We start from the raw sequence: 24,309 nt of genomic DNA, 5'->3' as shown, positions 1-24,309 counted from the left end.
ACAACTCTCATCTTCATTCAAAGAAAGGTATCTTTAAACATTTGGCACGAGATATGTTTAGAACTCTACAAATAATCATCAATGCATCCTATAATTTTATGCATGCATTTGGCTGGAAGCGCTTTAATAATCTGATGATATTTTTTTTCTTCCGCCCTTTATACTATCTGGGTAATGAGGAGGTTAAGCGGTTTAGTTCATGTTCAAAAAAACACTCATTATAGATCTTCGGTCTGTAACCTGGTAAAAGGGGCATATAAGCTTAGGTTTAAAAAAAGATACCAAAAAAGGTGGTTTATGAAAAGATGTTCATTGGTTTTATTAGTTTTTATATTCCTTGGTTTTCATGAGGAATCATATGCGGATTCAGTCTCATTGCAGAAGCAGTTGTATATGCCGTGCTGGGAACAACCAAAAAAACAAGCACTTCGCTCTAAGGAGTTGCAAAAATTAGAAAAAACCGATCAAAGTGATAGGGCGAATTACTTTAAGCTTTCTGAAAAAGGAAAAATAAAAATAGCTTTAGCTGATTTAAAAAGAAGACAAAGGGTCGGGGAAATATTTGGAGAAGGTTGCTTTAAGACCGCCGCAGATTTTAGAGCGGCTGCTTTAATTTATCAACATGGAGAAATCCCAGATCATTTTTATCAGGCGTTTGTATGGGCCAATCGAGCCGTTCAATTGGGCGACAAGAACCAAAAGCAAATGGCTGCGTTAGCGATAGATCGATATTTGGTATCAATAGGGCACAAGCAACTCTTTTCCTCCCAAGCCAAGATAATACCGAATAAAAATGGATGCTTTTGCATGCAGCAAAGTGAGAAACGTGTGCCAGGTCATTTTATTAAAGAATATGGTGCCTTATCTGTGAAGGAACGTTATGCGCTTTATAAAAAATCATTTAATCAAGATAAAAATTGCACGTTGAAGGAGTGCTCTGAAGAACTTAAGCCTACACCGAGAGGGACGATCCCTGGATTTTGGTAGTTGTTGGTCGAGGTCTAAGCTAATTCATTTTATGAGTACATTCATTTTTCAATTTAGATATAGATTGGCATTCTGATTGCGATAAGTTATTTTGTTTTAATGCATCAGAACTTACATTAGGAAAAAATCGATTTGTTGACTCAATTTTGCAAGAAATTTCTTTTAATCGAACTAAATTTTGTTCTTGTTCTTCAATCTGATCATTGTATTGATTTAAGAATGATTGCATTTTTGTGTTAAACTCCAACTGTTGTACATCAGCAGGATTAGTCTCATCAGGGGTTATCGTGGATAGCTCAGTTTTTAATAAACTAAGTTCTTTTAGTTTAACTTGAGATTGCATACAGCCTTGGCTAATTATTGCCAATTCATTGTCCCATTCGGGACATTTTTTTCGCAACTCATCAATCGCTGAATGCATCCGGCGCATAAGACTTTTAGTTTCAGTACACGCTAAATCAAATCTTTTATGAATTTCCTGAATAGGCATGGTTTTCTTTTAAAATTGAATATACCTTTAAATTATAATAATTGCTTACATGCGGGTCAATTAAAAATCGATTGGAAATACCTATTGAACAGAGTTGCGCTGGGATAGTTATTCTAAGTTTTTTAAAGCTTATCCCAAATTCAATTTTCCAGTTGATGAATAAACTGGTTTATTTAAAGCTATTTTCAATTTTGGGATTGTCAAAAATCACCTCATCTATTAACTTGGAATAATTTTCGATGTGTGATTTATAAGAAGGTAGAAGCCTAATATCCTCAGGGATAGTTTGCTCATAAAACTCTAATAAATTGCTTTTTTCCTCTAATTCGCCGATAAAAAAGCTCAGAGGTCTTAGTACCTCAAAAAATGAATGGTGACCAAGAGAAATTGTAGAGGATGCAACCAAAATTCCTAATAGTTGATATTCTATTTTTGAAAGCATTACAATTGAGTTTAACTTGCTTACAGTTTTTCCTATGCCACCAGATGCGCCAGAAATAACGGGTAAGGAATGCTCCCTAAGCCATAGTGGGTATTCCTGCGAACGTGATCACCGATTATCGCCTAGCGTGATCACCTATTACTGCGCTGTTTTTACAAGCGGTGAGATTATTACAAAGTGATCACGATGAAGCAATTTCTTTTTTTCTCATGGACTCTCCGTTGAGTTCTATTCGATGTGCATTTTCAGAGATGCGATCGAGTATGGCATCGGCGATGGTTGGCTCACCTAAATACTCATGCCATTTAGCCACAGGAAACTGGCTTGTAATAATGGTCGATTTTAGCTGATACCGATCTTCAATAAGATTAAACAAGTCGTGGCGTTGTGCTGCATTGATTGCTGTTAATCCAAAGTCATCAAGAATCAGTACATCATCCTTGTGTAATTGCGTCATTAACTTGGCATAGCTTCCATCGGCATGTGAGATGCTCATTTCTTCTAAAAATCGCGTTAACAATAAATAGCGAACTTTATAACCTAGACGGCAAGCTTGGTTTCCGATAGCGCATGAAAGATATGTTTTCCCGCAGCCGGTAGGTCCGGTTATAAGTAAATTTTGATGGTGACGAACAAAGTCACATTTAGCAAGAGCCATCACTTTTGCCTTTTCCAAACCCCTCTTATTTTTATAACAAACATCTTCAATGGCTGCAGATTGCCTGAGTTTTGCTCGCCGCTGTAAACTCTGCACACGATTATTGTCTCTGCGTAGTATTTCGCGGTCCAACAAGAGACTTAACCTCTCTTCAAAGCTTAAGTCGGCGTGTTTGGGTTGGCTTTGTTGTTCACGAAAGCCCTCCTGCATGCCCGTCATTTTTAGTTGTCTCATTTGTTCTAATACGGATTCATTGTTCATTTTTTTCCTTGTTTTTTAATTAAAAATTGTTGATACAGACTCAGTGGTAATACTGAGAGCCCCTAATGTTGTCATGCGTTAATCCATGTAGGTTCACGTCACGTGATGCATGAATTTTTGCTCCTTGGTCAAGGTTATTTTCTAGAATGGATAACACGCTTTTACGGCTGTATGCCCCCTGGTGTACACCATAGGAGCAGGCTTGCTCTAAACGGATTTCTCCATAGCGTTTCGCTAGTTTCAAAATACCAAGGCAGGAACGGTAAGCCTGTTCGGGGTGAGGTTTTTCATCAAATATTCTTTTTACGACCATGTGTGTGCAAGCACCTATCTCGCTCGCCCACCGTAAATATCTCTCTTTTGATTGCTCGGTGTGTATGCGGTGCCTCTTGGGCATGTGATGAGAAATCGTGGATTGTTTACCTGGTATGCTTGAATACAGATGCATCGCTATGCGCTCTCCTTCAAAATAACATTCAACCGTATGCTGGTTAAACCATAAATCAATGAGCTGGCCGCAGTACCTATGAGGCACGCTGTAATAATGCCCTTGAAGCACAACATGGTAATCAATACCTGCGCGAGACGCTTTGTACTGCCTGTAATAATAGGCATCTGCTGGTAACGGTTTTAATACAGGTTTGTCCATTTCCATGAAGACTGACTCGCGACATCCAGGTAGTTTTTGAAATGGTTTTTGGTTCATTATGGTTAATAGCCGTGCAATCTCTGCATTGAGTTCATTAAGACCCACAAAGGTTTGATGTCGTAATCGGGCTAATATCCAACGTTGAGCAACTTGAACACCTGATTCAACAGATGCTTTGTCTTGAGGACGATAAGGCCTTGCTGGAAGTACAGCTGTGCCATAATGCTCAATGAAGTGTGCGTATGTTGGATTCGTATCAGGCTCATATCGACATGATTTACTGATGGCTGAACGGAGATTATCTGGCACAACAAGTGCTGGAACACCGCCAAAAAACTCAAACATCCGGCGTTGAGAACCCAAAAAGTCAGGAAGTTGCTGAGACCATGTGGCTTCAGCAAACGTATACTTAGAGGCACCCAAAACACCTACGAAAATTTCAGCAGCCCTGATGTCATTTGTTTCAGGATCAATAATACTGAACGTAACACCGCTGTAATCAATAAAAACCTTATCTCCCGCCTTATGTGTCTGACGCAACGAGCGTTTTAGGCTTTGCTTATAAGCACGATAGTGGTAACAATAACGAGAATAGCTTAAAGCGCCTTCTTGTTCTGATTGATGTTCATCCCAAAGCAACTGTAATGTGACGCCTTTTCGGCTTAATTCTTGGTGAGTTTTTGCGAAATCTATTAAGTCTAGCGCCTTGTTTAGGCTGGCATGAGCGGCTTTCGGCTTTAAAATTTCAAGTAAAGCTGGCTCGTCCATCCCCTCAGGAAGAGGCCATGAAAGATTTTTATCCAGGGCTCGATTGATGTATTTGATAACCACACCAACCGATACACTAAGACTGTTTGCTATTTGGCGCCTGCTTAATTTTAACTCAAAATGAAGACGCAGTATCTGAATCAATTTACGCATAGATGTTCCTTTTGCTGACATTTTTACTCTCCGATTAAACTAACTAGTATAACCGGTGCTAATGCTTGCAAAAGCCACGCCCCATATGGAGTGGTGGCATCGTGATCACCTATTCCTGTTTTTTGGGAAAAGTGATCACGATCAGGCGATAATCGGTGATCACGATCAAGCGATAATCACTGATCACGGTAGGGCGATAATGACTGATCACGATGGGCAGGAATACCCACATAGTGCCATCACGCTATTTTCCTGAGGTTTATAGTATTGTCGGCTGGGAAAGTGGGGTGATAAAAAAAAGCTTGTTAGATCCTCTGGTGTATCCTGAGAAGATAAAATACCTAAATTTCGGGTTTCTTCTTCATTATGTGAACAGTCGATCTCTGTCACGCCCCTGTTTCTATCTGAGAACAGATAAGATGGTCTCATTTTTTCTAAAAGAATGGCTTCCCCGTGCTTTTGGGATGTAAATAATGAATATTGGGCTAAACTACTTAGTGAGGCTATCTTTATAGGGTTTTTATGGTCTGTTTCGGGTAATTTTACTGAAGGAAGCGACATGACGCTCTCGTTAAAGTACTTGCAAAAAGTATCAAACGCAACTAGCGATTTAGATTCTTTGAGTGCACTCATATTTTCTATCCCTGGACATTCTTCCCGTAATTGAGAGAATACCGAAAATAGCAATCTATTGAACATGGAACTATCAGAATTGCTTGTAATTACATGGTCGATTGCTTCAAGTATTTTATTGATAAGTGGTTGGAAGATCTCAGGGTGCTCAAGAAAGTATTTGGCAAGATAGCTTTCAAATACACACACTTCAATAATATTATTTTTATCATCAAACGTCATAAATATACTCAAAATATACAATTAATATTAATTTGGCTATTGTAATGATCTTTTAAGTTAAAATAAAGACAAAATGAGTGCAAAGTGAAGCTTTCTACTAATGCATATACAGTAGAGCCATGGGTTGTTCCATATTGGGCTGTGTATTTTCGTATTTTTTAATGCTACTTCTCGCAAAGAGACCTACTCCTGCCAGGGTGGCTGCAATCCCAACTCCTGCTAACACTAATCCAGCAATACCAAAGGTACCTGCATTAAGTGCTATAAAGGCAATTGCAACAGCTGAAGCGCCTAAAGCAGTTATAAATCCGCCTAAAATCTGCATTTTAAAATTGCAAGAAACAGAAGGTGGATTCTCTACCACAATTTTTTGATCGTTGTCTAACCGTCTTGCTCCATTTTGGGAGTCCTCCGTGGAGGTCTGGACGAGCAGAGAAATGAGATGTTCGTGAATAGATGGAGTATTTAAAGAATTTGTGGTGCAAACAGGTGGTTGATGAATTGAAAGCTCTGAATCCATCTCGTCTCTATTCTCTATTTCGTCTGTCTCGCTGATCGCCCTATTGACATAAACTCCAGTTTTTAAGAATGTATTGTTCAAACACTCTTCCGACAAGATAGGGTGCTCCATCATCATTTGTGCAAGAGCAAGCGAGTCAACAGTACAAAGGTCGTTAAACGGAATATCCTCTTCTCTATCTAATTTTTTAGTTATAACGCTTATAACATGAATACACCCTGTAATTTGTTTTAATTGCTCAATGACTGATTCACAATTTCGATCATCCTCACCTGGATTCGCTAAAAACAGGGTTTGGCGATGGAAGTCTACTTTAACTGCAAAGGCATGATTTCCTGTAGTGGTACTTATAAATAAAGGTTCTGTTTTATTCAGTAATGCTAATTTTAATTTTTTTGCATTAGTATCTGTATTTTTTGTAAAATTATTAAGTAAATCCAGGTCTGCGAAAATCCAATTTTTTTGATCCAGCTTTAAATAGGTACGGACAAGTTGGGCTAAATATCCCTCTTCACGGACCATTTTTTCTATATAGCTGTAAAAAATGTTGATATCGAGGTCAATGTATCTCTCCTTAACCTGCATGGGAGCATCAACGATTCGGTCTTTTAGCTGCAATAACGTGCCAGTGCGAGATTTCCTGATCAGGAAATCTTTTATTTCTTTTTGTAAACCAGGTACTATCAGTGGAAGAATACGTCCCAAGTCACTGATGTAGTTAGCCCTCTGGCTAATATCATTTGAGCTTGCAATTCTTGGCTGTAGTTCCGCTATCACTTGATCAAGTAATCGCTCTGCAGGGGTTGACCCGCTGCCGCTGGAATAATCAACAGATATTATGACGGAGTCTGTCTTTTTTTGGATTTCATGCTGTGTGTTATACATTGCATTGGCTGTCTCTGCTGCATCTTTGTACATACATAATGGAATTTTGATACTAGATGTCATGGGTCACGATTACTAGCCCACCCTCTGGCCACTCAAAGTAGCCCACTTAGGGTAAATTTTTTTAACTCACTTGTCATCTACTAAATTAAATTTCGGTATAAATTTTTTCCTGTATGACTCCCCATCAAGAACAATTCGATAAGCTTTATTTACGATACGATCTAATGCTGCGTTTGCCATAACCGGATCATAAAATAGCTCCATCCATCCTTCTATTTTACGGTTAGTAGTTATAATTAGCATAGAGTTTACATGGATAGCTGCTATTAAATCATACAGATCAGTGGACTGTTCTGGCGATAATGCTTTCAGCCCGAAGTCATCTAAAATAAGCACATCGTATCGTGAGTAACGTTTAAAAAGCGCAGTCCATGTTTCATCCGCTCTTGCTTGGTGGAACTGATTTAACAGTTCATTCGCTCTTATAAAGCAGACTTTTTTATGTCGTTGACATGCCATTAGACCCAGGGCTTGAGCCAGGTGAGTCTTTCCGGTGCCAACAGGTCCCATGATGATGACATGGTTTTTTTCTTTGATAAACTTCCCTGTCATCAGGGTGCGGATGGCTTGTGTGACTTGTGTTGAATATCGAGCCAGTTCAAAATTTTCAAAACACTGAGGCTCCTCAAATCGAGCTTGCCTTACACGCCCAGCAAGCAATTTTTGTTGACGAGCCTCATCCTCATCCTGAAACAACATTGAGAGCAACTCTTCATAAGAGAGGGACGCTGCGCGAGCCTGTTCTACTCTTGCTAGCAGTGTGTCTGGGATCCCTGTCAAACGTAGTTTTTTTGCAAGCTCTAACATATTGATATCACTCATAATGAGCCTCCATCGTTGAGCTGTAATCACTTGCTGCGCGAATATAGGCAAAGTTCTCATGATTGGCCGAGCGCTTAGTGGAGAATGTTCTCGTGTCTTTTTTATCCAGGCCTTCCGTGAGGATTTTTTTCAATGATTGATGAGTATAATTATCAAATAAAATCGCGCGTAAACATGCATTTTCAAGGCGCTCATTACCGTATTCCTCAACCAAGCGGATGATAGCCTGGGCTTTTCTTAAGCTCGTTCTAGAGCCTTCAGCCAGTACCTTTGTGACCATTTCCTCCGTTGCCTGACCAATTGCTTTGGCCGCTTCAATACAAACGCCAGCAGTATTTTCTAAGTAATACTTTGCAGAATTATGGTAGTCATTGGGATCCGTTTCCCACTGTCCACGCCCGTAGTTACGAATATGGGTCTTAATCAAAGCATGATTCACATAGGCCTGAACGGTCTTCAAGCCAACTCTAATTTTAACCTTTGTCCCGATATGTATCGTTGGCACAGAATAAAAATTACCAGCAACAACAAAATGATGGTCACGATGAACTTGAGCATCCATCCAAATGGGCATATCAAAAGCGCCTGCTGGCAGTGGGTTTAATAAATTAAATTCTTCATTTTTAAATACGTCAATTGGCTTTTCACCAGTGGTACTGCAGATGACGTGCGATACCTTATTAGCGCACCAATCACGTGCAAAGGCGTTCATCGAGGCCAAATCATCATAGGTTATCCCCGCGATAACCTGTTCTTTTACCAATTGAACACTACGCTCAACCTTCCCCTTGTGCTCGGGCGTTCGAGCCTTCGCCGGATCGGCTATAAAGTCATAAAAGCGAGATAACTCTGCATAGGTTTCATTGACCGTTGGATCATAAATATGTGCTTTAATAATTCCCGATTTCAAATTGTCTAAAAGAATGCAGTTGGGCACGCCTCCAAAAAAATGAAAGGCATTGATATGGCTTTGCGCCCATGATTGCTGATTTTGAGAATGTACAAACTCAACATATCGATACCGACTATGTGATAACGTCATAATAAAAGCGTATGTTTTTTTATTATTGATAAACCCAACAAACGCATAGTCAACTTGTGCTTCATGCCCAGGCTTTGTTAACAAATGTACCGTAGCCTTAGGCAACGAGGGGAAATGACGTTCAATATAACGACTAAGACTTCTTCGACTGCTAACAAGACCATTATCGCTTAAAATTCGGTGTATCTGCATATGGGTAATCCACTTCTCAGTGAGGAGTGATGCTATTTTTTCGTGATGCGCCTCAAGTTCTTTTTCTGATTTATTGGGTCTGTTGTTGGCTGTAGTATTAACGATTTTATTATGTATCTGCAAAGCGATAACTTCGAGCTCATCATTGGAAATATCCTCCTGATAACCCAAATCCTTGGCCATTGAAACGTACTTGCGTATGCTCATTCGTGAAACGCTTAGAGACTTTTCAATATTGCGTTGAGTCATCCCTTTTTTGTGCTGATATAGCACCTCTCTAATTTCTGCCATTGTTTTAATCCTCATCTCATAACAAATCCGTTAGTTATTGGTAATGACCAAACTAACACTGTTTATTTGCTACTCAAAGTGGGACTCAGAGATGGCCATGGAGTGGGCCATTAATCGTGGCCAAACCCGACCTTTAGTGGGCTAGTAATCGTGGCCCATGACACTAGATATTCGATCATGATATTTATGATTTTCAGGATAAAAAGTCACTTCAATTTGTTCTAAATTTGAAATGAATCCCTCCGGATAGATGTAGTTATGATAATTTGTGTCATCTCTTCCAGGGATCGAAGCTCCTTCCTCCTGGAGTTCCAATTTATTGATATCTTTGATTTTGAACCTAATTTTATCGTCAAAAATATCTACATTATTTTGTTCAAAACCATGCTGCTTTAATATTTTTTTTAAAATTAGCGTTCTCATTGATATCCTGAATAGTACCTTGCCATATTTATTTGATCAATAATAACACAGCAAATGCCTATTTTATACATAAACTTGTATGTTCAATTGTATTTTGCTCAAGTGCGGTGGTTTCTAGATTTTTCCCATTTTTTTATAGATAAAGAAGGGGAGTCTGATAATAATAGACATGATGACTCGCCAATAAGCTGGATAATAGAATATGTGTTTTTTTCGTTTAATAGCATTCCAGCAGACTCGGGCGCAATTTTGCGGGTCGGCGGCGTGAAAAATTCCTGGTAAACCATAGGTTTGTTTTGTATCAATAAAACCTAATCGGACAACTGTAATATGCTTGGTTTGTGGTGCAGATTGTTGTAATCCCTCCAGATAAATTTCAATAATGGCTTTGCTTCCACCATAAAGGCTATTTTTAGATCTTCCTCGACAGGCGGCGACCGAGCTTAAATACAAGAGGTGATGTTGGGTTTGATTGAGGTTTAAATAAGCATGAATTATCAGGGTGGTAGCAAGTACATTTATTTCTATAAGTTGGGTAATTGTTTGTGAATTTAATTCATTATTCCCGGTAAAATCACTGTGAGCGATAAACAAGTCTAATTCATTGGTGCCTGGTTTTAAACTGGCTAATAGATCGTCATTTTTTGTAAACTCTAAAGGTACGATATCGCAGGGAACTTGATAACGAAGCCGTATATCCTGAGCAATAATTTCCAGTTGATCCGCATTGCGAGCCACTAACCGTAGATGATGTCCTTGTGCTGCTGCAATATGAGCAAAATTTTCCGCTATTATGGACGTTGCCCCCAAAATAACCCATGTTCTAACAGTCATCGTTTTATTCCCAACCGTTTTGCAAGGTCTGATTGCATCCTGCATTGATTATCAGAAAGTATCTGCGAAAACCGTGTGTGATTTATATACATTTTTTGGTATTGTTCCGGAATTAGTAATAAATCTTTAGCCAAATAAATACGTCCGTTTATCTCGGTGATCCATTGATTCATCGCTTTAATCGCTTTTTTTGCCTGTTCGTTGTGAATAAAATCAATAGCCAGAGTAAAACCCGGTTTACAAAATGAGAGTAACCCTTCACCAGATTGACCAAATAGTTTGAGTACCGCCAGACTTGGGGTAGCCCTGTGGTGGTGAATAAGCTTTAATAAGTGTTCCAGAGTATCGAGGACATTGTCCTTATCGAATACTGCCTGAAACTGAATTAAACCATTAGGTCCGTAGAGTCTGTTCCATCTGCCTATTTTATCCAGTGGATTATTAAACTCTTCCAGACTTATCTGTTCCCTGGCTTTTTTACTACTGATATAAAACGAGTTAAATAACTTCATGTTCCAAGATCGAATCAGGCCAAATGGTAACCTGGGAACAGTATGAGACTTTTTTTCCTTATATGGAATAGGAGGGCAGTGGTTTGCTGTGGACAATAAGGCACGTGGGCTTGAGTGTAGCAAGTCAAGCCAGGCGACTTGATAATCATAATGAGTACTGTTGGTAGACATCTGATCTGTTAGGGAGTTAATTGAGTCCCAGACGGTATTTTCTACTTGAACAAATCGAGATGCTTTTTTTAACCGGATAGCAACACGAGTAATAATGCCTGTTAAACCCAACCCCGCAATAGTTGCATGAAACAAGTCTGGGTGTTGCTCGCGACTGCAACGTATTGTTTTATCATTGAGGAGTAATTCAAACCAGGATATATGATGCCCCAAACTTCCTTCAAGAGAATTGTTCTTACCATGAACATCATGGGCGAGACCACCGGCAACAGTAGCATGGACTGTTCCAGGTAATACCGGAGGGATAAATTCAGGATCCAGTAAGAATAAGTCTTTAAAAGAAGTGCCTCCCTGACACACTACAGTCCCTGAGCTGCTATCAAAATGAATGAGATGGTTAAGGCGTTTGGTATCAATAACAAGACCATTCTCATTCAAACAACTGTCGCTATAACTTAGTCCTGTACCTCTGGCCAGTATATTGGTCGGTTTATTAAGGGTAAGGTAGTCAGCAAGTTGTTTTTCGTTATCAGGTCTGACACATACAGACTCGCTATGTATGGCACGGCTGAAATTAGTCAATAACATTTTTTTGCTGTGCATACTGTGCAGCTCATGAGAGGAATATTCTATTGTTAAGTCTCTCATGATTTATTTATTTATGAAACCGTATCAAATTATTTAAACTTACTATAATTTATTAAGCTTTTATTTAAATGGAAATAACATGAGCTATGTAACAGCAACATGGAATACCGTCTTTTTTAGCTTATTTTCTTGTGCGCTATTTGCTGCTGTCATTCCTCAAGATGTAATTGGTAGTGAACAATTTGATGCAAAGATGTGTGTTAGCGAAAACACACAAACCTGCATTAATTCTATTTGTTTAACTTCAGAAGAAATAGATTGTCAGGCTAACTGTCAAACGATGGCAAAACAAAAATGCCAACAACAAAGTAACGATTAATTGTTCGGAAAATAATAAATCATTTTTAAATTATAACCTGCAGAGTCATTGGAGAACTAAGGTTTATGTGCAGGTATGTTGGCTATTTGACTCTTAACATTAAAAAAGAAATAAACATAAACGGAAGCAATTATGATTCATTTTAACTGGTATAACTTTTCCCAATTAACAGTGGAACAACTGTATGCTGTTCTTGGCCTACGCTCCAGAGTATTTGTTGTTGAGCAGAACTGTGCTTATCTTGATCCTGATGGGAAAGACTCTGATGCATTGCATTTATTGGGACTGGAAAATGGCTCATTAGTAGCCTATCTTCGCTTATTTCTGCCAACCCCTACTGAGAAATATATTATATTTGGTCGTCTAGTTACGGAACCATCTGCTCGGATAAAAGGATATGGGAAAAAGTTAATGGAGGAAATGTTGGTTTATTGTGGCACCAATTACTCAGGGGTTACTGTTAAATGTTCCGCACAGAATTATTTAACGAGATTTTATGAGCAATTTGGATTTCAAGCATATGGAAAAATTTATGAAGAAGACAGCATCCCGCATATAGAAATGCGAAAGATGCTAACTAAAGACTATAAGTCTTATTGATTTCGTGGAGTGACTAAAGTCACTCCACGGAATCAATAATTGACCGCATCAAATCCTTAAGTGAGGTTTATTTATAAACCATGCAGTTGAAACCAATATTCAAGTAGACCTATTTGCCAGAGCTTTGAGATACCTGATGGTGTAAAATGTTTTTCTGGATTCGCAAGCAATGTTTTAACTGCCTCTGGATTAAAAATACCGCGCTGTTTTACATTGACGGGTGAGAGCACTTCATGCATAAGCTCAAGAGTACTTCCTTCCAGGTATTTCAGTGCAGGAACAGGGAAATATCCTTTCGAGCGATTTACTACTTTATCCGGGAGCATTTTTCTTCCAAGCTGTTTTAAAATATACTTTCCTCCATTAGGAAGCTTATATCGGAGGGGCATGGCGGCAGCCAGGTCAATCACCTCTTCATCAAGGAATGGGACTCGTGCTTCAAGACTTGCCGCCATGGTCATGCTATCAACTCGACTCAAAGGACCATTTGCCAGTGCAAAGGTACTTTCATACAAAAGAAGATTATCAATAGGATTAGTCGAACCATTTTGTTCGCATAGGTCTGTTAAGAATGAAATTGCATGAGGTGTGGTATGAAAAGCTGGAGTTACGAGCTGCTGATACTCATCATAGTGACGATCGGCCACTTTGTTAAGAATGATTTGTGCAGATTGTGAAGCTAAAGCAGTTTTATCCAGAGTATTTTGGAACCAATGATATCCCGCAAAAATTTCATCTGCACCTTGTCCTGAAAGTACAACTTTTACATGCTTGGCAACCTCCTGAGCAAGCAGATAAAATCCTATGTTATCGTGGCTGAGCATTGGTTCAGACATAGCAGAAACACATTCTCCCAATGAGTAGGAGAGTTGTTTATTTGAAATAAACAATTGTTGATGTCTGGTGCCGAATTGTGAAGCAATAAGATCTGAATATAAAAATTCATTACCTTGCTCACCATGAGAGCTCTCAAAGCCAATAGAGAATGTTTGTATTTCTTCCTTTTTCAGTTGCGAGGCTAGTGCAACAAGTAAAGAAGAGTCTAATCCACCAGAAAGTAGTATTCCAACCGGAACATCGGCAGCCAATTGACGTTGAGTTGCGGTCAATAATGCTTCATGAGTCTTAGCCAACCACTCATTTTCGTTAAATGAGTGGTTGGCTTTTGTATCATCTATTTTTAATTGCCAGTATGATTCTTGGGAGACCTCCCCACTGGGAAATACGGTCATAATCGAACCTGGGGGTAATTTTTTAACTCCAGAAAGAATAGTATGTGGATCAGGAACAGCATGAAAGGTCAGATAAAAATGCAGTGCAAGTTTATCAATGGATGTATCAATATCGTCAAATTCAATTAGCGCTGGCAGTGTAGATGCAAATTTGAATCCGCTGGAATAATTAGTATTATAATAAATTGGTTTGATACCAGAACGGTCACGAGCTAGAATTAAGTTACCGGTGTTTTGTTCCCAAATAGCAAATGCAAACATACCACGAAGTCGGGGAATAAATTTCTTTCCCCATGCATGATAGCCCTTAAGCAATACCTCGGTATCACTCTCGGAAATAAAGGAGTAGCCTTTAGCTTCCAATTCTTTTCGTAACTCCAAAAAATTGTAGATAGCTCCATTGAAAACAAGTGCTAATCCAAGATCAGGGTCAACCATAGGTTGCGCTGCACGATTCGTAAGGTCAAATATCTTTAGTCGTCTGTGCCCAAGTGCAAGTCCCTCAACTTGATAGAGTTGTCCATCATCTGGTCCACGATTGAACTGTTTTAGAATAGCCTTTTCTAAACTAAAGAGAGGAATGCTTTTTTTATTGAACTGGTATTCTCCTGCGATACCACACATATTTATCCACCTTTTATAGTTTTTAATAGGGGACTGTTGATAATATCCAACAGCATGTTATTGCTTAATTGCATACTCCACTCTAAATCACAAGTCGCTATACAGCTTTTTAAGTAATCCATTACTTTGATTATTCAATAATCTGTTCACGCCTGTATAGAGGTACTTGTAGTAAAAATTCACTGACATTATGTTTCACTACATCTTTGAGGCACCCTGTTCGTTCAAATACTTTTCTTTGTCGCTCAGAGCTTGTGCCACGGTCAATAATGGCCTGGAGTGTAGCGAAATAGGTTTGATAATTAAGTTGCTCAATGTACGGCTGTAGTTTTTCAAACCACTCCTCAATATCTTCACGCATCAGCCTTGTCTTCCCATCAGTATTCATTACCAATTCAGCATCTAAACCATATCGCATTGCTCTCCATTTATTTTCTCGTGAAAGCCAATATGGAGGACAGGCTATCGACTCAAGCCAACTTCCATTATCGGTAAACCAATGGGCAAGAGAGTGAATAAAGGCCACAATGGCTAAGGTTTCAGATAATGTGGCTGCTCCATCACAAACCCGAATTTCCAAAGTGCCAAAACCAGGGCTTGGTCTTAAATCCCACCACAAATCTTTAAGAGATTTGATAGAGCCACATGTTTTTAGCGTTTTATATAGATGCTCAAAGTCTTGCCATGTACGCACATGATACGGTTGTCCGGCTGTAGGTAGTGATTCATAAGTGGTTGGGCGACAGGAAGAAAGACCAGTATCGATTCCTTGCCAGAAAGGAGAGCTTGAAGAAAGCGCTAACAAATGCGGTAAAAAAAACATAAAGAAATTATTAAAACGAATACATTCCTCACCACTAGACATCCCAAGATGAACATGCAGCCCATAAACATTCATACGGCGGGTGAGCCATTGATTACGACCGATTAGCTCCTGGTAACGATCTGTCGGGGAAATGATCCAGTCTGAATATTTGGAAAAAGGATGAGAGCCGGAAGTTGAAAACAGAATACCCAGGTTTTGTGTAGCGAGTTGCAGTGAACTCAGCGTGTGGTATAGATCATCCTCTGCGTGGTGTACAGTAGTACATATATCAGTATCGATTTCTATCGTGCTTAAATAAAACTCTGGTTTTATTTTTTCAATATGAGCAGTTTCTTTCAATACTTCTTCTGCTCGGGAGGACAAGTTATAAGTGGATTCGTCAATCACTTGTAATTCAATTTCTACTCCTAATGTAAGGACACCATTACTACGAAAATTTATTTCTTCTTCATCTACGGATGAGGCCAATAATGATGAGTCAGGACAATCTGTTGATGTTGATGAGGATTCATTCAGTTGATTTTTCATCACATAATCCTTTAGTGTTGGTATTTATAACAATACACTTGCTATGAATTTATTATTATCAATTAACACAGTATTTTATCCATTATAGAATATCTGTGATTCCTTAATATATTTAAAAAAACGCCTAATTTTTTATCAACCAGTTGAATTTAAATGAAATTATGTTTATAAAAATTTATATCCACAGATATAATTTGTACACCAACTATTAATCATCTTAATAGCAACAGCAGTCAATTTCAACCTGAGAAGGATGAATTGTCTACAACCTTCTGAGCTGCTTATCTATATAACTGTTCATTCTCTGCCCAATGGTTTAATTTTATGATAAGATGTATCCCTATTTTTTCTAATGGATTACGCATGAACGGTTTGCCTGATTTATCTAGTGCAAATGCGATAAAGCCCCAGAATTCTTATTAAAATACATCCTGGCTTTCATCCCGAATATGGTGCAATAGAGCAAACTATTCGTGGTTAGCGAAAACTGGTATCAGATCCTTCTCAAGCTGCTGTTACAGCCCTGGAAAGTGGTTGTGGTAATCAACATTGGACATATCAACTGCAGCCGAGTGTTCTGACATTATCGACTGTGGTCCTCGATGAGGCATTGGTATAACTAGGTGTTGGTATAAATATTCATACTAATTTATTGGTAAAATTCATCTGAGATCTTAAGATAACTCTTTAAAAGAACACGGAAAATTTTGAAATGTTTTTTCCCCGGTTAATTTTTATTTCAAAAAATTTTAATGCACTGACAAAGAGAATTAACTATACTACACCAAAGCGATTTTATGATTAAAAAATTCCATGTCTCATATTAGAGTAGCTACACTAAAAGATGCAGAGGCTATCGCTTTTATTCATCTTCGCTCCTGGCAAAAAATGTATCAAGAATTTATCCCGGAAACCATACTTGAAAGTTTACCCCCACAAGAGCGAACTCAGCAGTGGAAAAACCTTTTAAAACAAGAAGCCAAAATACTAGTCACCGAAATTGACCATCAAATTGTTGGGTTTGCAAGTATTTGTCCGTATCGTGATGCTGGTGAAAATGGTTTTTCTGGGGAAATAAGTGCTATTTATTTACATCCCGATTACTGGCGCAAGGGATTGGGAACCATATTATGTTTGGCTGCAATGTCTGAACTGGTAAAGCTTGGGTACAACAAGGTATATCTATGTAATATAGGCGCGGTTTTCTGGACACAAAAAAAGGTTTTTTAAGAGCTATTCTTCTTAATACAAAGAGGAGAATAAAATGTCTAAAAAGCGAGCTTATTATACGGCGGCCAAGAAGGCAAAAATAACGCTAGCTGCGATTGAGGGGAAACTCACACAAGCGCAAATTACCAGTGAATACGGTGTTCACGCAACGCAGGTAAAAACTTGGAAGCAATCGGCCATCAAAGCCATTAACGATTTATTCTCTGGGGCTAATGAAAAAGAAGCCAAGTCCCAAGAGCAGCTTGTTGAGGCATTATATCAAGAAATTGGTCGACTTCAAGCGCAGCTATCTTGGCTAAAAAAAAAGCATGAACTTTAGTCTGGATGAAAAGCGCGTCATGATTGATCCTCTTGCCGAGCTCACCATTCGTGAACAATGCTTGCTATTAGACTTGCCTGTTTCAAGTTATTATTATAGTGCCAAGCCCATTTCTGTCGAAGATGAAGCGCTTATGGCGCTACTTGATGAGCACTATCTGCAGTATCCATGTGAAGGTAAAATTAAGCGGGCAAGATGGCTGTCAAAAGAAGTAGGCTATCCTGTTGGTAAACGTCGAGTAAAAAAGTTGATGGAAATGATGGGGTTATCGACTGTTTACCCAAAGCCAAATACAAGCGTTCCCAATAAGGAGCATGAGGTGTTCCCTTATTTATTAAAAGAGGTGGATATCACCAAACCAAATCAGGTTTGGGCCGCAGATATCACCTACATCCGCATGAAAGGAAAGCATGTGTATTTAGTAGCTATTATGGACTGGTATAGTCGTTATGTGATTGGATGGGCTATTTCACCTACTATGGAGGCTGAATTTTGTATTGAGGCGCTTAGAAACGCTTTGCTGCATTCGCGTTGTGAGATCTTTAACACGGATCAGGGTTCTCAATTTACCTCAAAAGATTGGATAAATACGCTAAAATCTCACCACATTTCTATCAGCATGGATGGGCGAGGACGTTATTTAGATAATATATTTATCGAGCGATTGTGGCGTAGTGTTAAGCAAGAAAAAATCTACCGGTATGATTTTGATACAATTGAAGAGGTTGAGCTGGCCTTAACGGAGTATTTTGAGTATTATAATAACCGAAGGCTTCACCAGTCCTTTAATTATTTAACGCCCGCAGAGGTGTATTATGGCCGGAAAAGACCATAAACCCTAAATGAGAGCGTCATGACTTACCCACAAGGCCCACAGGCCTATACGAGAAAGTGAAGCTCTCCTGACCTGTGGACTTGTGGATAAGTCATTCTGATAGAGTTGTGGTAAAATGACCTAAGACAATTCGTAGTAGCAATCACTATTCATACGGTATTGAGTAGGTTTAAATAGGTTAATTTGAGTGAATTTTTAACTATAAATGATGGATGAATAGCTCTTATTTTTCCTTAATTTTGTTCCAGACATGCGGACCCATATCAATGGGTATTGGCTGATAATACCCAGGCCCGAGGATTCTATGAGGCTTTGGGTTTCGAGGCCACTGCAACAACTAAATTAGAGGAGTTCTACGAGGGTGGGGCTTTATTAAAAGAAATTCTTTATGAGAAGATTCTCTAATGTATCATTATCCATGGGGTCGGAATTGATCTCATGATTTGTCTGTTTTACTCATTAGTTCAAGTTAAGAAGTAAAAGATCGTGAGCACCGAACACCTAACAACTCGTCTTTATTATCCAGGCATTGAGAGCTGGCTCCATTTGCAGCGAAGCATTCTGACCATGCAATATCAATCGGATTTCTTGAGTGTTCAGTAGAACTCCAATAATCTCCAGCCAAACACTTGGCCCCAATGCAATTATTTAATAATACAGACAGATTATCAGCCATATTCTGTTGAAGCTGAACTAGTGGGGGAGACGTACAAATTAGCTCCCCGTCATCAGGCCCCATATCGCAAATGGCAGGTAGGTACCAATCCAGGTAGCCACTGATATTTTGTTTGCAAAGTCCTGCCGCATAGTGTGATAAGGAAGGAACTGAGGCGGCGATAGTGTTGTAATAAATGTAGATGTTCTCGCTATTACAAGATCCATCTGTAGCGCCATTGCAATTAGATTGCCCAGAGTATTGTGTAGCTGGCGTTGGAGTGCTTGCATTAGGGCTAGGACTACTGGGAGTGGAGAGAGCATCAATTCCCCAAATGCTTACTCCACCATCATAAGTTCCCGAACTGTCTGAACTCCAGACAATTCCGGGGGCATTGGGGGTGGCTTGGTCAAACTGTGCCACAACCCTGCCGCCAATACTCCCTGTACTGGGAGTACTGTCATCAATTGAATATAAATACCCTCCTTGATAAATACAACTATAACTCAACACCAAAACCCCCACTTGGATTGCAATCACATCATCAGCCTTCACAGTAATAATCCCATTAATTGGAGCGATACCTGATGTGCATTCCGAAGTTGCGGTTTTACCAGGAGTAAGGGTAATGGTACACGAGTTGTCGGGGGCTAATAAATTACCACAAGTAGAAGAGGTAACAGTGGTTCCAGAGGGAAAGCCAGATGTTAGAATTGACAAGTTTGCAGCGGAAAATTTCCCGTTATTGGTGATGGTTATCTGTCTTGGATTACCGGTTAATGCGCTATTAGTATAGACACATCCCGCGGTCATCGGTGGACAATTAACAGAAAGGACTAAAGTAGAGAGATTTGATGTCAATGTGGTTTGAGGGGGCTTCTTTATAACGATGCTTACAGGCGTCATATTGCTTGTAGTGAACAAACAATAGCCATTGCTACTTGGTGTGCAACCCACTAATGAATATCCGGGAGTATTTAGCTTTATTCCTACTGATGGATACACATGATTGGGTTTGGTGGTGCTTATAATTAAATCCAAAGAGGTGATCTTATAATTTTGACACGATAATGGTCCTTTCCCATTAAGGCACAGTGTAATATTTAGTTTGGCAGGGGCTCCTGTTGCAATAATATTAAAAAAGAGTCTATTACTGGCAGCTATTTTTTGATTTATTAGTAATACCGATACGACGGTCAATAGGATTAAAATGCGTTTTAAAGAAGATTTGGTACTGAAATCTAACAATATCATAATAAATCTTCTGACATTAATTCATTACTAACAGATACCGACATAGGAGTACTCCAGAATATTGAAACGATAGCACAGATATCGGTTATATTGGCACCAATTTTTTCTGACGACAAGGGAAAAAATTTATATAAAAATGACGTGCTTCATGATACGAAAAATAAGAGATGAATTGGTGATTTTGGGGAGATATTCATTTAGCAAGAGTGGGTGTTTTACTACCCAAATCGATGCTATATGCATCTGGATGCTATTTGTCTGCTTTTATATGCTATACCTATAGAAAGTGAGACGGGAGAAAATAATGGACAGTCAAAATAAGGATAAAGAGCATCCTGAGATTGAAGACATGAAAAATATCTGCGACATATCGCCAAATTTAAGAGAAACTAAGGATGTATGTGACAAATTAAAAAAGGAAGGTTCAACAGAAAACAGTGGCAAAAAAAAAGATTCTCTCGAAGACTCTGCAAATCCTGGGAATCAATACATGCCTAAAAATAAGAAACCTAAAAATTTAGAAAAAAATGGATTGAATGAATCTCCAAAGGTAATTAAATAACTCATGTTCGAACATGTCAGGGCTGCTTAGAGAAATTTAATGAAATGATTTTAAGGAGAACATTAATGAAGTTAACTAATGTTTCCCATTATCGACAGCCAAAGGTCCATTAAACAGAGACTAAATTTCTGAGCAAACTTACATTGCTATGTAACTACTTAAACCTGTTGACACTATGATTTTCTTCCAACTCTGATGAGTTGGCCAATAGGGGATGTTGACTTACCCTTTCTTTCCAGGCCTCAATGGACGCGTTGGTTAAAAACATGACGCCACCATCTATGTCATTTTGACCTTCGTAAAATAATGCGTCAAAAGAAGTTTCATTCAATGCTGTGAAGCCAGGTTTAAAGTAAAATGCTCCTGATTTGTTTGCAGAAAATAGACTAACTCGACCGTCACATCCTGCCAGTAAACTGTGTTCAACAACAACCTGCATCAATATTGCACCTAAAGTTTAAATAAATTACGACAACCCTATCATGCATATAAGTAGACAGAAATTGATTTGGTCTACTTGGATTTGACTAAAATTATGATCTGTTCGCGGACTACCAACCAGATCTCTGATCTCTCCTTCCGAACTTTCAAATATATTCCAGTCAATTCATTGACAGAATCATTTTTTATATGCCAAATTAGAAGAGCCTATATGAATCATGCTATTGATTTATCACTAATTTTTTTAATGGCATGTTATTTGCTTGAATATGATTTTAAAGTAATTGACCGCTTTACAAACAAGTTTAATCTTAAATTCAAAGATGAATTTAGGTAATAGTATCAAATGCGAACGGACTGCTTATGGCTGAAAAAGATGTTTTATCACAAGAAGAAATAGATGCGTTACTCGAAGCGGTGGATGAATCTCCTGAGGATGAATCTCCTGAGAATGAGTCACAAATTCAGAATGATACGGACCCCACGAAAGATAAAGCAGAAGAATCTGAAGACCAGGAGTCTGATTCGGATACTGTATTTGAACCGCAGACACGGGTGGGGGATGATGGCGTCAAAACCCTTAATTTTACTGGTCAGAAGCGTATTGTTAAAGGCCAGTTACCCGTATTAGATAAAATTTACGATAGAGCATTGCGCTATTTTGCAACGGATATTTATCAATTGACGGCTAAAGATTTTGAGCTCAAACAAGATCCACTTTTAGTAGTTAAACATCGTGATTTTATGGCTAGTTTACCTAACCCTAGCCTGATGAGTATTTATAAATTTAAACCCTTGCGCGGTAAGGGTATCGTGTTGTTCGACAGCATTTTTGTTTACGACCTGGTGGATTATTATTTTGGGGGCAGCACTCAATTTTATGCTCAAAAAGATAAAACCGATTTCACGGCCACAGAATTACGCGTCATGGATGTAGTAACTAAAAAGCTAATGGCTAATCTAATCCATGCCTGGGAGCCGATTATGCAGCTTGATTTAATGAAAGTGAATGAAGAGACGAACCCTCAGTTAGTCAATATAGCCGAATCCGAAGAAATGCTGCTTGTGGTTCGCTTTACCATGAATTTTGGCAAAGAAATAGGATCTTTTTACATTATTTTACCTTATTCAATGCTGGAGCCTATCAAACAACAATTGGAATTAGGTGCCTCTCGTCCCGATGATGAAATTGATCCTAACTGGATCAACTCATTAAAAGAGGAGCTAATGGACGTTGAGTTAACAATTAGTTCTGCGATGGCGGAAACAACCGGTACGTTGGGTACGATCATGATGTGGCAAGCAGGTGATTTTATCCCTTTGGAAATGAGCGAGATAGTCACTTTGGATATTGAAGGGACACCTAGCTTTACTGCAACTTTGGGTAGTGCTAATGAAAAACGGGCGCTAAAAATAATAAAAACAATAATTTATTAGGGGAAATGGATGGCTCAATCAAAGGAAACAGTACTCGAGCAACCACCACAGGCTGACGCCTTGGCTCAAGATGCTGAGAGTGAAAAGATGGAATTGATTTTAGATATCCCAGTGTCTGTGACCGTGGAGATTGGTCGTACTAAAATGACTATTCGCAATCTGTTGCAGCTTAATCAAGGAGGAATTGTTGCGCTCGATCGCTTAGCAGGTGACCCTCTGGATGTTTTGGTTAATGGCACTCTAGTGGCCCATGGAGAAGTAGTAGTGGTTAACGATAAATTTGGGGTGAGATTAACTGATATAGTGAGTAAAGCTGAGCGGATTAAGCGACTCAGATGATGATTACAGTACGCCATTTTATCTTCATGACTTCACTTTTTTCAAGCACAGTGGCTTTGGCTGTGCCTGCTGATCATTCTAATATTATTAGCCACAATGAGTTGATGCGGGTTGTTATGGGCTTGCTTTCGGTTTTATTAATTATTATTTGTTTATCATGGATAGTGAAGCGTTTAAATCTTGTTAAGATAAGTACATCTAAAGGGTTTCAAACTATAGCGAGTATGACTTTGGGTTCAAAAGAAAAAATTATATTGCTGAAAGTGGGTGATCGGCATTTGTTGATGGGGGTTGGTGCAAGTACAGTAAGTCTTTTATATGATTTTGGTGAACAGCTACCTGCAGGATTTCATTTGGAAAATAAACCTGCTTTTGCCGAATTTCTTAAATCTGCAGTGGGAAAAACATTAAAATGAAAATCAAGACTTTTATCATGATGTTTATATTTTTCATTTTATTACCTGTAACAGTCCAGGCAGCACCACTTTCATTACCTGCTGTCACAGTACAACCAGGGGTAAATGGCGCACAGTCCTATAGCGTCAACCTGCAAATTTTATTATTCATGACGATATTGAGTGTCTTGCCTGGATTATTGATGGCAATGACTGCTTTTACGCGAATTATTATTGTACTGTCAATTTTACGCCAAGCCATTGGCATGGCTCAGACACCTACCAATCAAATTCTAATTGGTATTGCTTTATTTATGACTTATTTTGTGATGTCGCCTGTTTTCAATAAAATTAACGATACAGCAATACAACCCTATATGGCTGAAAAAATGGATTTTCCCCAAGCTTTGTCTAATGCACAAACTCCTTTACGTGAATTTATGTTAAATCAAACGCGAAAAAATGATTTATCGCTGTTTAAGCAATTTGCCCGCGCTGAATCAGCTCCTCTTGGTGAAGTCCCGATGAGTGTTGTAATTCCAGCTTTTATTACCAGCGAACTAAAAACAGCATTTCAAATCGGATTTATTTTATTTTTGCCTTTTTTAATTATTGATCTTGTTGTATCCAGTGTTCTTATGGCTATGGGGATGATGATGCTATCGCCTTTGATTATTTCATTGCCTTTTAAAATTATGCTATTTGTGATGGTTGATGGTTGGACTTTGGTGTTAGGTTCGCTTGCTTCAAGTTTTGCTATGACTTAGGAGGTGCTATGACCCCGGATTCGATAGGCTCTTTATTTGGCGGAAGCGTTAATATAATCCTTTTATTATTAACTGTCCTGATGGTGCCAGGTTTGATAGTTGGTTTAATTGTGGCGATGTTTCAAGCCGCAACGCAAATAAATGAATCGAGTTTAAGTTTTATTCCTAAATTGTTTGTTACATTTTTAGTATTGGTATTTGCAGGACCCTGGTTATTAAAAACTTTGGTTAATTATACAGATTCTTTGATTACCAATATCCCGTATATGATAGGTTAGGG

General features: G+C 38.7%; 27 protein-coding genes and 1 pseudogene. 13 read left to right on the top strand and 15 right to left on the bottom strand.

What is annotated here, in order from left to right:
* Positions 1 to 297: 297 nt before the first annotated feature.
* The gene (locus tag HRS36_RS11135) at positions 298 to 987 is read left to right on the top strand and encodes a hypothetical protein (protein WP_173237368.1); all 690 of its coding nucleotides are present in this window, start codon (positions 298 to 300) and stop codon (positions 985 to 987) included.
* 19 nt (positions 988 to 1,006) lie between these two features.
* Here the strand turns inward: HRS36_RS11135 and HRS36_RS11130 are convergent, their stop codons facing one another.
* The 11 genes from HRS36_RS11130 to HRS36_RS11080 all read right to left on the bottom strand — a co-directional run bounded on the left by HRS36_RS11130 (position 1,007) and on the right by HRS36_RS11080 (position 11,621).
* Positions 1,007 to 1,477, bottom strand: coding sequence for a hypothetical protein (locus HRS36_RS11130; protein WP_173237367.1), 471 nt, complete (start codon positions 1,475 to 1,477; stop codon positions 1,007 to 1,009).
* A 169-nt stretch (positions 1,478 to 1,646) separates the two neighbouring features.
* Entirely contained in the window at positions 1,647 to 1,919 is a 273-nt protein-coding gene (locus tag HRS36_RS11125) for a hypothetical protein (RefSeq protein ID WP_173237366.1), read from the bottom strand.
* 181 nt (positions 1,920 to 2,100) lie between these two features.
* Positions 2,101 to 2,838 carry an IS21-like element helper ATPase IstB gene (istB, locus tag HRS36_RS11120; RefSeq protein WP_173236264.1) on the bottom strand — a complete coding sequence of 246 codons (738 nt, stop codon included), beginning with the start codon at positions 2,836 to 2,838 and terminating at the stop codon, positions 2,101 to 2,103.
* Positions 2,839 to 2,878: 40 nt separating this feature from the next.
* Positions 2,879 to 4,429, bottom strand: coding sequence for an IS21 family transposase (gene istA / locus HRS36_RS11115; RefSeq protein WP_173236263.1), 1,551 nt, complete (start codon positions 4,427 to 4,429; stop codon positions 2,879 to 2,881).
* A 186-nt stretch (positions 4,430 to 4,615) separates the two neighbouring features.
* Entirely contained in the window at positions 4,616 to 5,263 is a 648-nt protein-coding gene (locus tag HRS36_RS11110) for a hypothetical protein (protein ID WP_173237365.1), read from the bottom strand.
* 97 nt (positions 5,264 to 5,360) lie between these two features.
* The gene (locus HRS36_RS11105) at positions 5,361 to 6,731 is read right to left on the bottom strand and encodes a hypothetical protein (RefSeq protein WP_173237364.1); all 1,371 of its coding nucleotides are present in this window, start codon (positions 6,729 to 6,731) and stop codon (positions 5,361 to 5,363) included.
* Between the two features lie 66 nt (positions 6,732 to 6,797).
* On the bottom strand, positions 6,798 to 7,553 hold the full coding sequence (gene istB, locus HRS36_RS11100; protein ID WP_173235440.1) for an IS21-like element helper ATPase IstB: 756 nt from the start codon (positions 7,551 to 7,553) through the stop codon (positions 6,798 to 6,800).
* On the bottom strand, positions 7,546 to 9,093 hold the full coding sequence (gene istA / locus HRS36_RS11095) for an IS21 family transposase (RefSeq protein WP_173235442.1): 1,548 nt from the start codon (positions 9,091 to 9,093) through the stop codon (positions 7,546 to 7,548). Before istA (HRS36_RS11095) ends, istB (HRS36_RS11100) begins: the two co-directional genes overlap by 8 nt.
* Positions 9,094 to 9,219: 126 nt before the next feature.
* Positions 9,220 to 9,501 (bottom strand): hypothetical protein, encoded by a 282-nt coding sequence (locus HRS36_RS11090; protein ID WP_173237363.1) that lies wholly within the window; start codon positions 9,499 to 9,501, stop codon positions 9,220 to 9,222.
* Positions 9,502 to 9,615: 114 nt separating this feature from the next.
* Complete coding sequence (locus HRS36_RS11085) at positions 9,616 to 10,335, bottom strand: SDR family NAD(P)-dependent oxidoreductase (RefSeq protein ID WP_173237362.1); 720 nt, start codon at positions 10,333 to 10,335, stop codon at positions 9,616 to 9,618.
* The gene (locus tag HRS36_RS11080; RefSeq protein WP_173237361.1) at positions 10,332 to 11,621 is read right to left on the bottom strand and encodes an FAD-binding oxidoreductase; all 1,290 of its coding nucleotides are present in this window, start codon (positions 11,619 to 11,621) and stop codon (positions 10,332 to 10,334) included. The genes HRS36_RS11085 and HRS36_RS11080 overlap by 4 nt, the downstream gene beginning before the upstream one ends.
* A 124-nt stretch (positions 11,622 to 11,745) precedes the next feature.
* Here HRS36_RS11080 and HRS36_RS11075 point away from each other — a divergent pair, with 124 nt between their 5' ends.
* Both HRS36_RS11075 and HRS36_RS11070 read left to right on the top strand, forming a co-directional pair.
* The gene (locus HRS36_RS11075; protein WP_173237360.1) at positions 11,746 to 11,985 is read left to right on the top strand and encodes a hypothetical protein; all 240 of its coding nucleotides are present in this window, start codon (positions 11,746 to 11,748) and stop codon (positions 11,983 to 11,985) included.
* A gap of 132 nt (positions 11,986 to 12,117) precedes the next feature.
* On the top strand, positions 12,118 to 12,585 hold the full coding sequence (locus tag HRS36_RS11070; protein WP_173237359.1) for a GNAT family N-acetyltransferase: 468 nt from the start codon (positions 12,118 to 12,120) through the stop codon (positions 12,583 to 12,585).
* Positions 12,586 to 12,656: 71 nt separating this feature from the next.
* Here HRS36_RS11070 and HRS36_RS11065 read toward each other — a convergent pair whose 3' ends face one another.
* Positions 12,657 to 14,441, bottom strand: a complete 1,785-nt coding sequence (locus tag HRS36_RS11065; protein WP_173237358.1) for an N-acetylglutaminylglutamine amidotransferase — start codon at positions 14,439 to 14,441, stop codon at positions 12,657 to 12,659.
* A gap of 130 nt (positions 14,442 to 14,571) precedes the next feature.
* Positions 14,572 to 15,795, bottom strand: coding sequence for a carboxylate-amine ligase (locus HRS36_RS11060; RefSeq protein WP_173237357.1), 1,224 nt, complete (start codon positions 15,793 to 15,795; stop codon positions 14,572 to 14,574).
* Positions 15,796 to 16,608: 813 nt separating this feature from the next.
* On the opposite strand from HRS36_RS11060, the gene HRS36_RS11055 reads away from it, so the two are divergent.
* The 4 genes and pseudogenes from HRS36_RS11055 to HRS36_RS18970 all read left to right on the top strand — a co-directional run.
* Positions 16,609 to 17,025, top strand: coding sequence for a GNAT family N-acetyltransferase (locus HRS36_RS11055; RefSeq protein WP_173237356.1), 417 nt, complete (start codon positions 16,609 to 16,611; stop codon positions 17,023 to 17,025).
* Positions 17,026 to 17,059: 34 nt separating this feature from the next.
* Positions 17,060 to 17,344: a transposase gene (locus HRS36_RS11050; protein ID WP_173235475.1), complete on the top strand. Its 285-nt coding sequence runs from the start codon at positions 17,060 to 17,062 to the stop codon at positions 17,342 to 17,344.
* A complete protein-coding gene (locus HRS36_RS11045; RefSeq protein ID WP_173235473.1) occupies positions 17,334 to 18,179 on the top strand; it encodes an IS3 family transposase in 846 nt (281 codons plus the stop codon). Before HRS36_RS11050 ends, HRS36_RS11045 begins: the two co-directional genes overlap by 11 nt.
* 267 nt (positions 18,180 to 18,446) lie before the next feature.
* Positions 18,447 to 18,584 (top strand): annotated as a pseudogene (locus HRS36_RS18970) (GNAT family N-acetyltransferase); the annotation flags it as partial.
* Positions 18,585 to 18,648: 64 nt separating this feature from the next.
* On the opposite strand, the gene HRS36_RS11040 reads toward HRS36_RS18970, so the two are convergent.
* Positions 18,649 to 20,088, bottom strand: coding sequence for an Lcl C-terminal domain-containing protein (locus HRS36_RS11040; RefSeq protein WP_173237355.1), 1,440 nt, complete (start codon positions 20,086 to 20,088; stop codon positions 18,649 to 18,651).
* Positions 20,089 to 20,392: 304 nt separating this feature from the next.
* Here HRS36_RS11040 and HRS36_RS11035 point away from each other — a divergent pair, with 304 nt between their 5' ends.
* A complete protein-coding gene (locus tag HRS36_RS11035) occupies positions 20,393 to 20,650 on the top strand; it encodes a hypothetical protein (protein WP_173237354.1) in 258 nt (85 codons plus the stop codon).
* Between the two features lie 154 nt (positions 20,651 to 20,804).
* Here the strand turns inward: HRS36_RS11035 and HRS36_RS11030 are convergent, their stop codons facing one another.
* Positions 20,805 to 21,089: a hypothetical protein gene (locus tag HRS36_RS11030; protein ID WP_173237353.1), complete on the bottom strand. Its 285-nt coding sequence runs from the start codon at positions 21,087 to 21,089 to the stop codon at positions 20,805 to 20,807.
* A gap of 365 nt (positions 21,090 to 21,454) precedes the next feature.
* On the opposite strand from HRS36_RS11030, the gene fliM reads away from it, so the two are divergent.
* Genes fliM through fliQ form a run of 5 tightly spaced genes read left to right on the top strand, consistent with a single transcriptional unit; the run spans position 21,455 to position 24,307 of the window.
* Positions 21,455 to 22,528, top strand: coding sequence for a flagellar motor switch protein FliM (gene fliM, locus HRS36_RS11025; RefSeq protein ID WP_173237352.1), 1,074 nt, complete (start codon positions 21,455 to 21,457; stop codon positions 22,526 to 22,528).
* A gap of 9 nt (positions 22,529 to 22,537) precedes the next feature.
* Complete coding sequence (fliN, locus tag HRS36_RS11020; RefSeq protein WP_173237351.1) at positions 22,538 to 22,867, top strand: flagellar motor switch protein FliN; 330 nt, start codon at positions 22,538 to 22,540, stop codon at positions 22,865 to 22,867.
* Complete coding sequence (gene fliO / locus HRS36_RS11015; RefSeq protein WP_420814300.1) at positions 22,864 to 23,283, top strand: flagellar biosynthetic protein FliO; 420 nt, start codon at positions 22,864 to 22,866, stop codon at positions 23,281 to 23,283. The genes fliN and fliO overlap by 4 nt, the downstream gene beginning before the upstream one ends.
* A complete protein-coding gene (fliP, locus tag HRS36_RS11010) occupies positions 23,280 to 24,029 on the top strand; it encodes a flagellar type III secretion system pore protein FliP (RefSeq protein WP_173237350.1) in 750 nt (249 codons plus the stop codon). The genes fliO and fliP overlap by 4 nt, the downstream gene beginning before the upstream one ends.
* Before the next feature lie 8 nt (positions 24,030 to 24,037).
* On the top strand, positions 24,038 to 24,307 hold the full coding sequence (gene fliQ / locus HRS36_RS11005) for a flagellar biosynthesis protein FliQ (protein ID WP_173237349.1): 270 nt from the start codon (positions 24,038 to 24,040) through the stop codon (positions 24,305 to 24,307).
* Positions 24,308 to 24,309 lie beyond the last annotated feature (2 nt).

It is taken from the genome of Legionella antarctica (genome assembly GCF_011764505.1).
In the GTDB taxonomy this organism is placed as follows: domain Bacteria; phylum Pseudomonadota; class Gammaproteobacteria; order Legionellales; family Legionellaceae; genus Legionella; species Legionella antarctica.
Note: the sequence above shows the minus strand (reverse complement) of the source record. Positions and strands in the feature narration are given on the sequence as shown.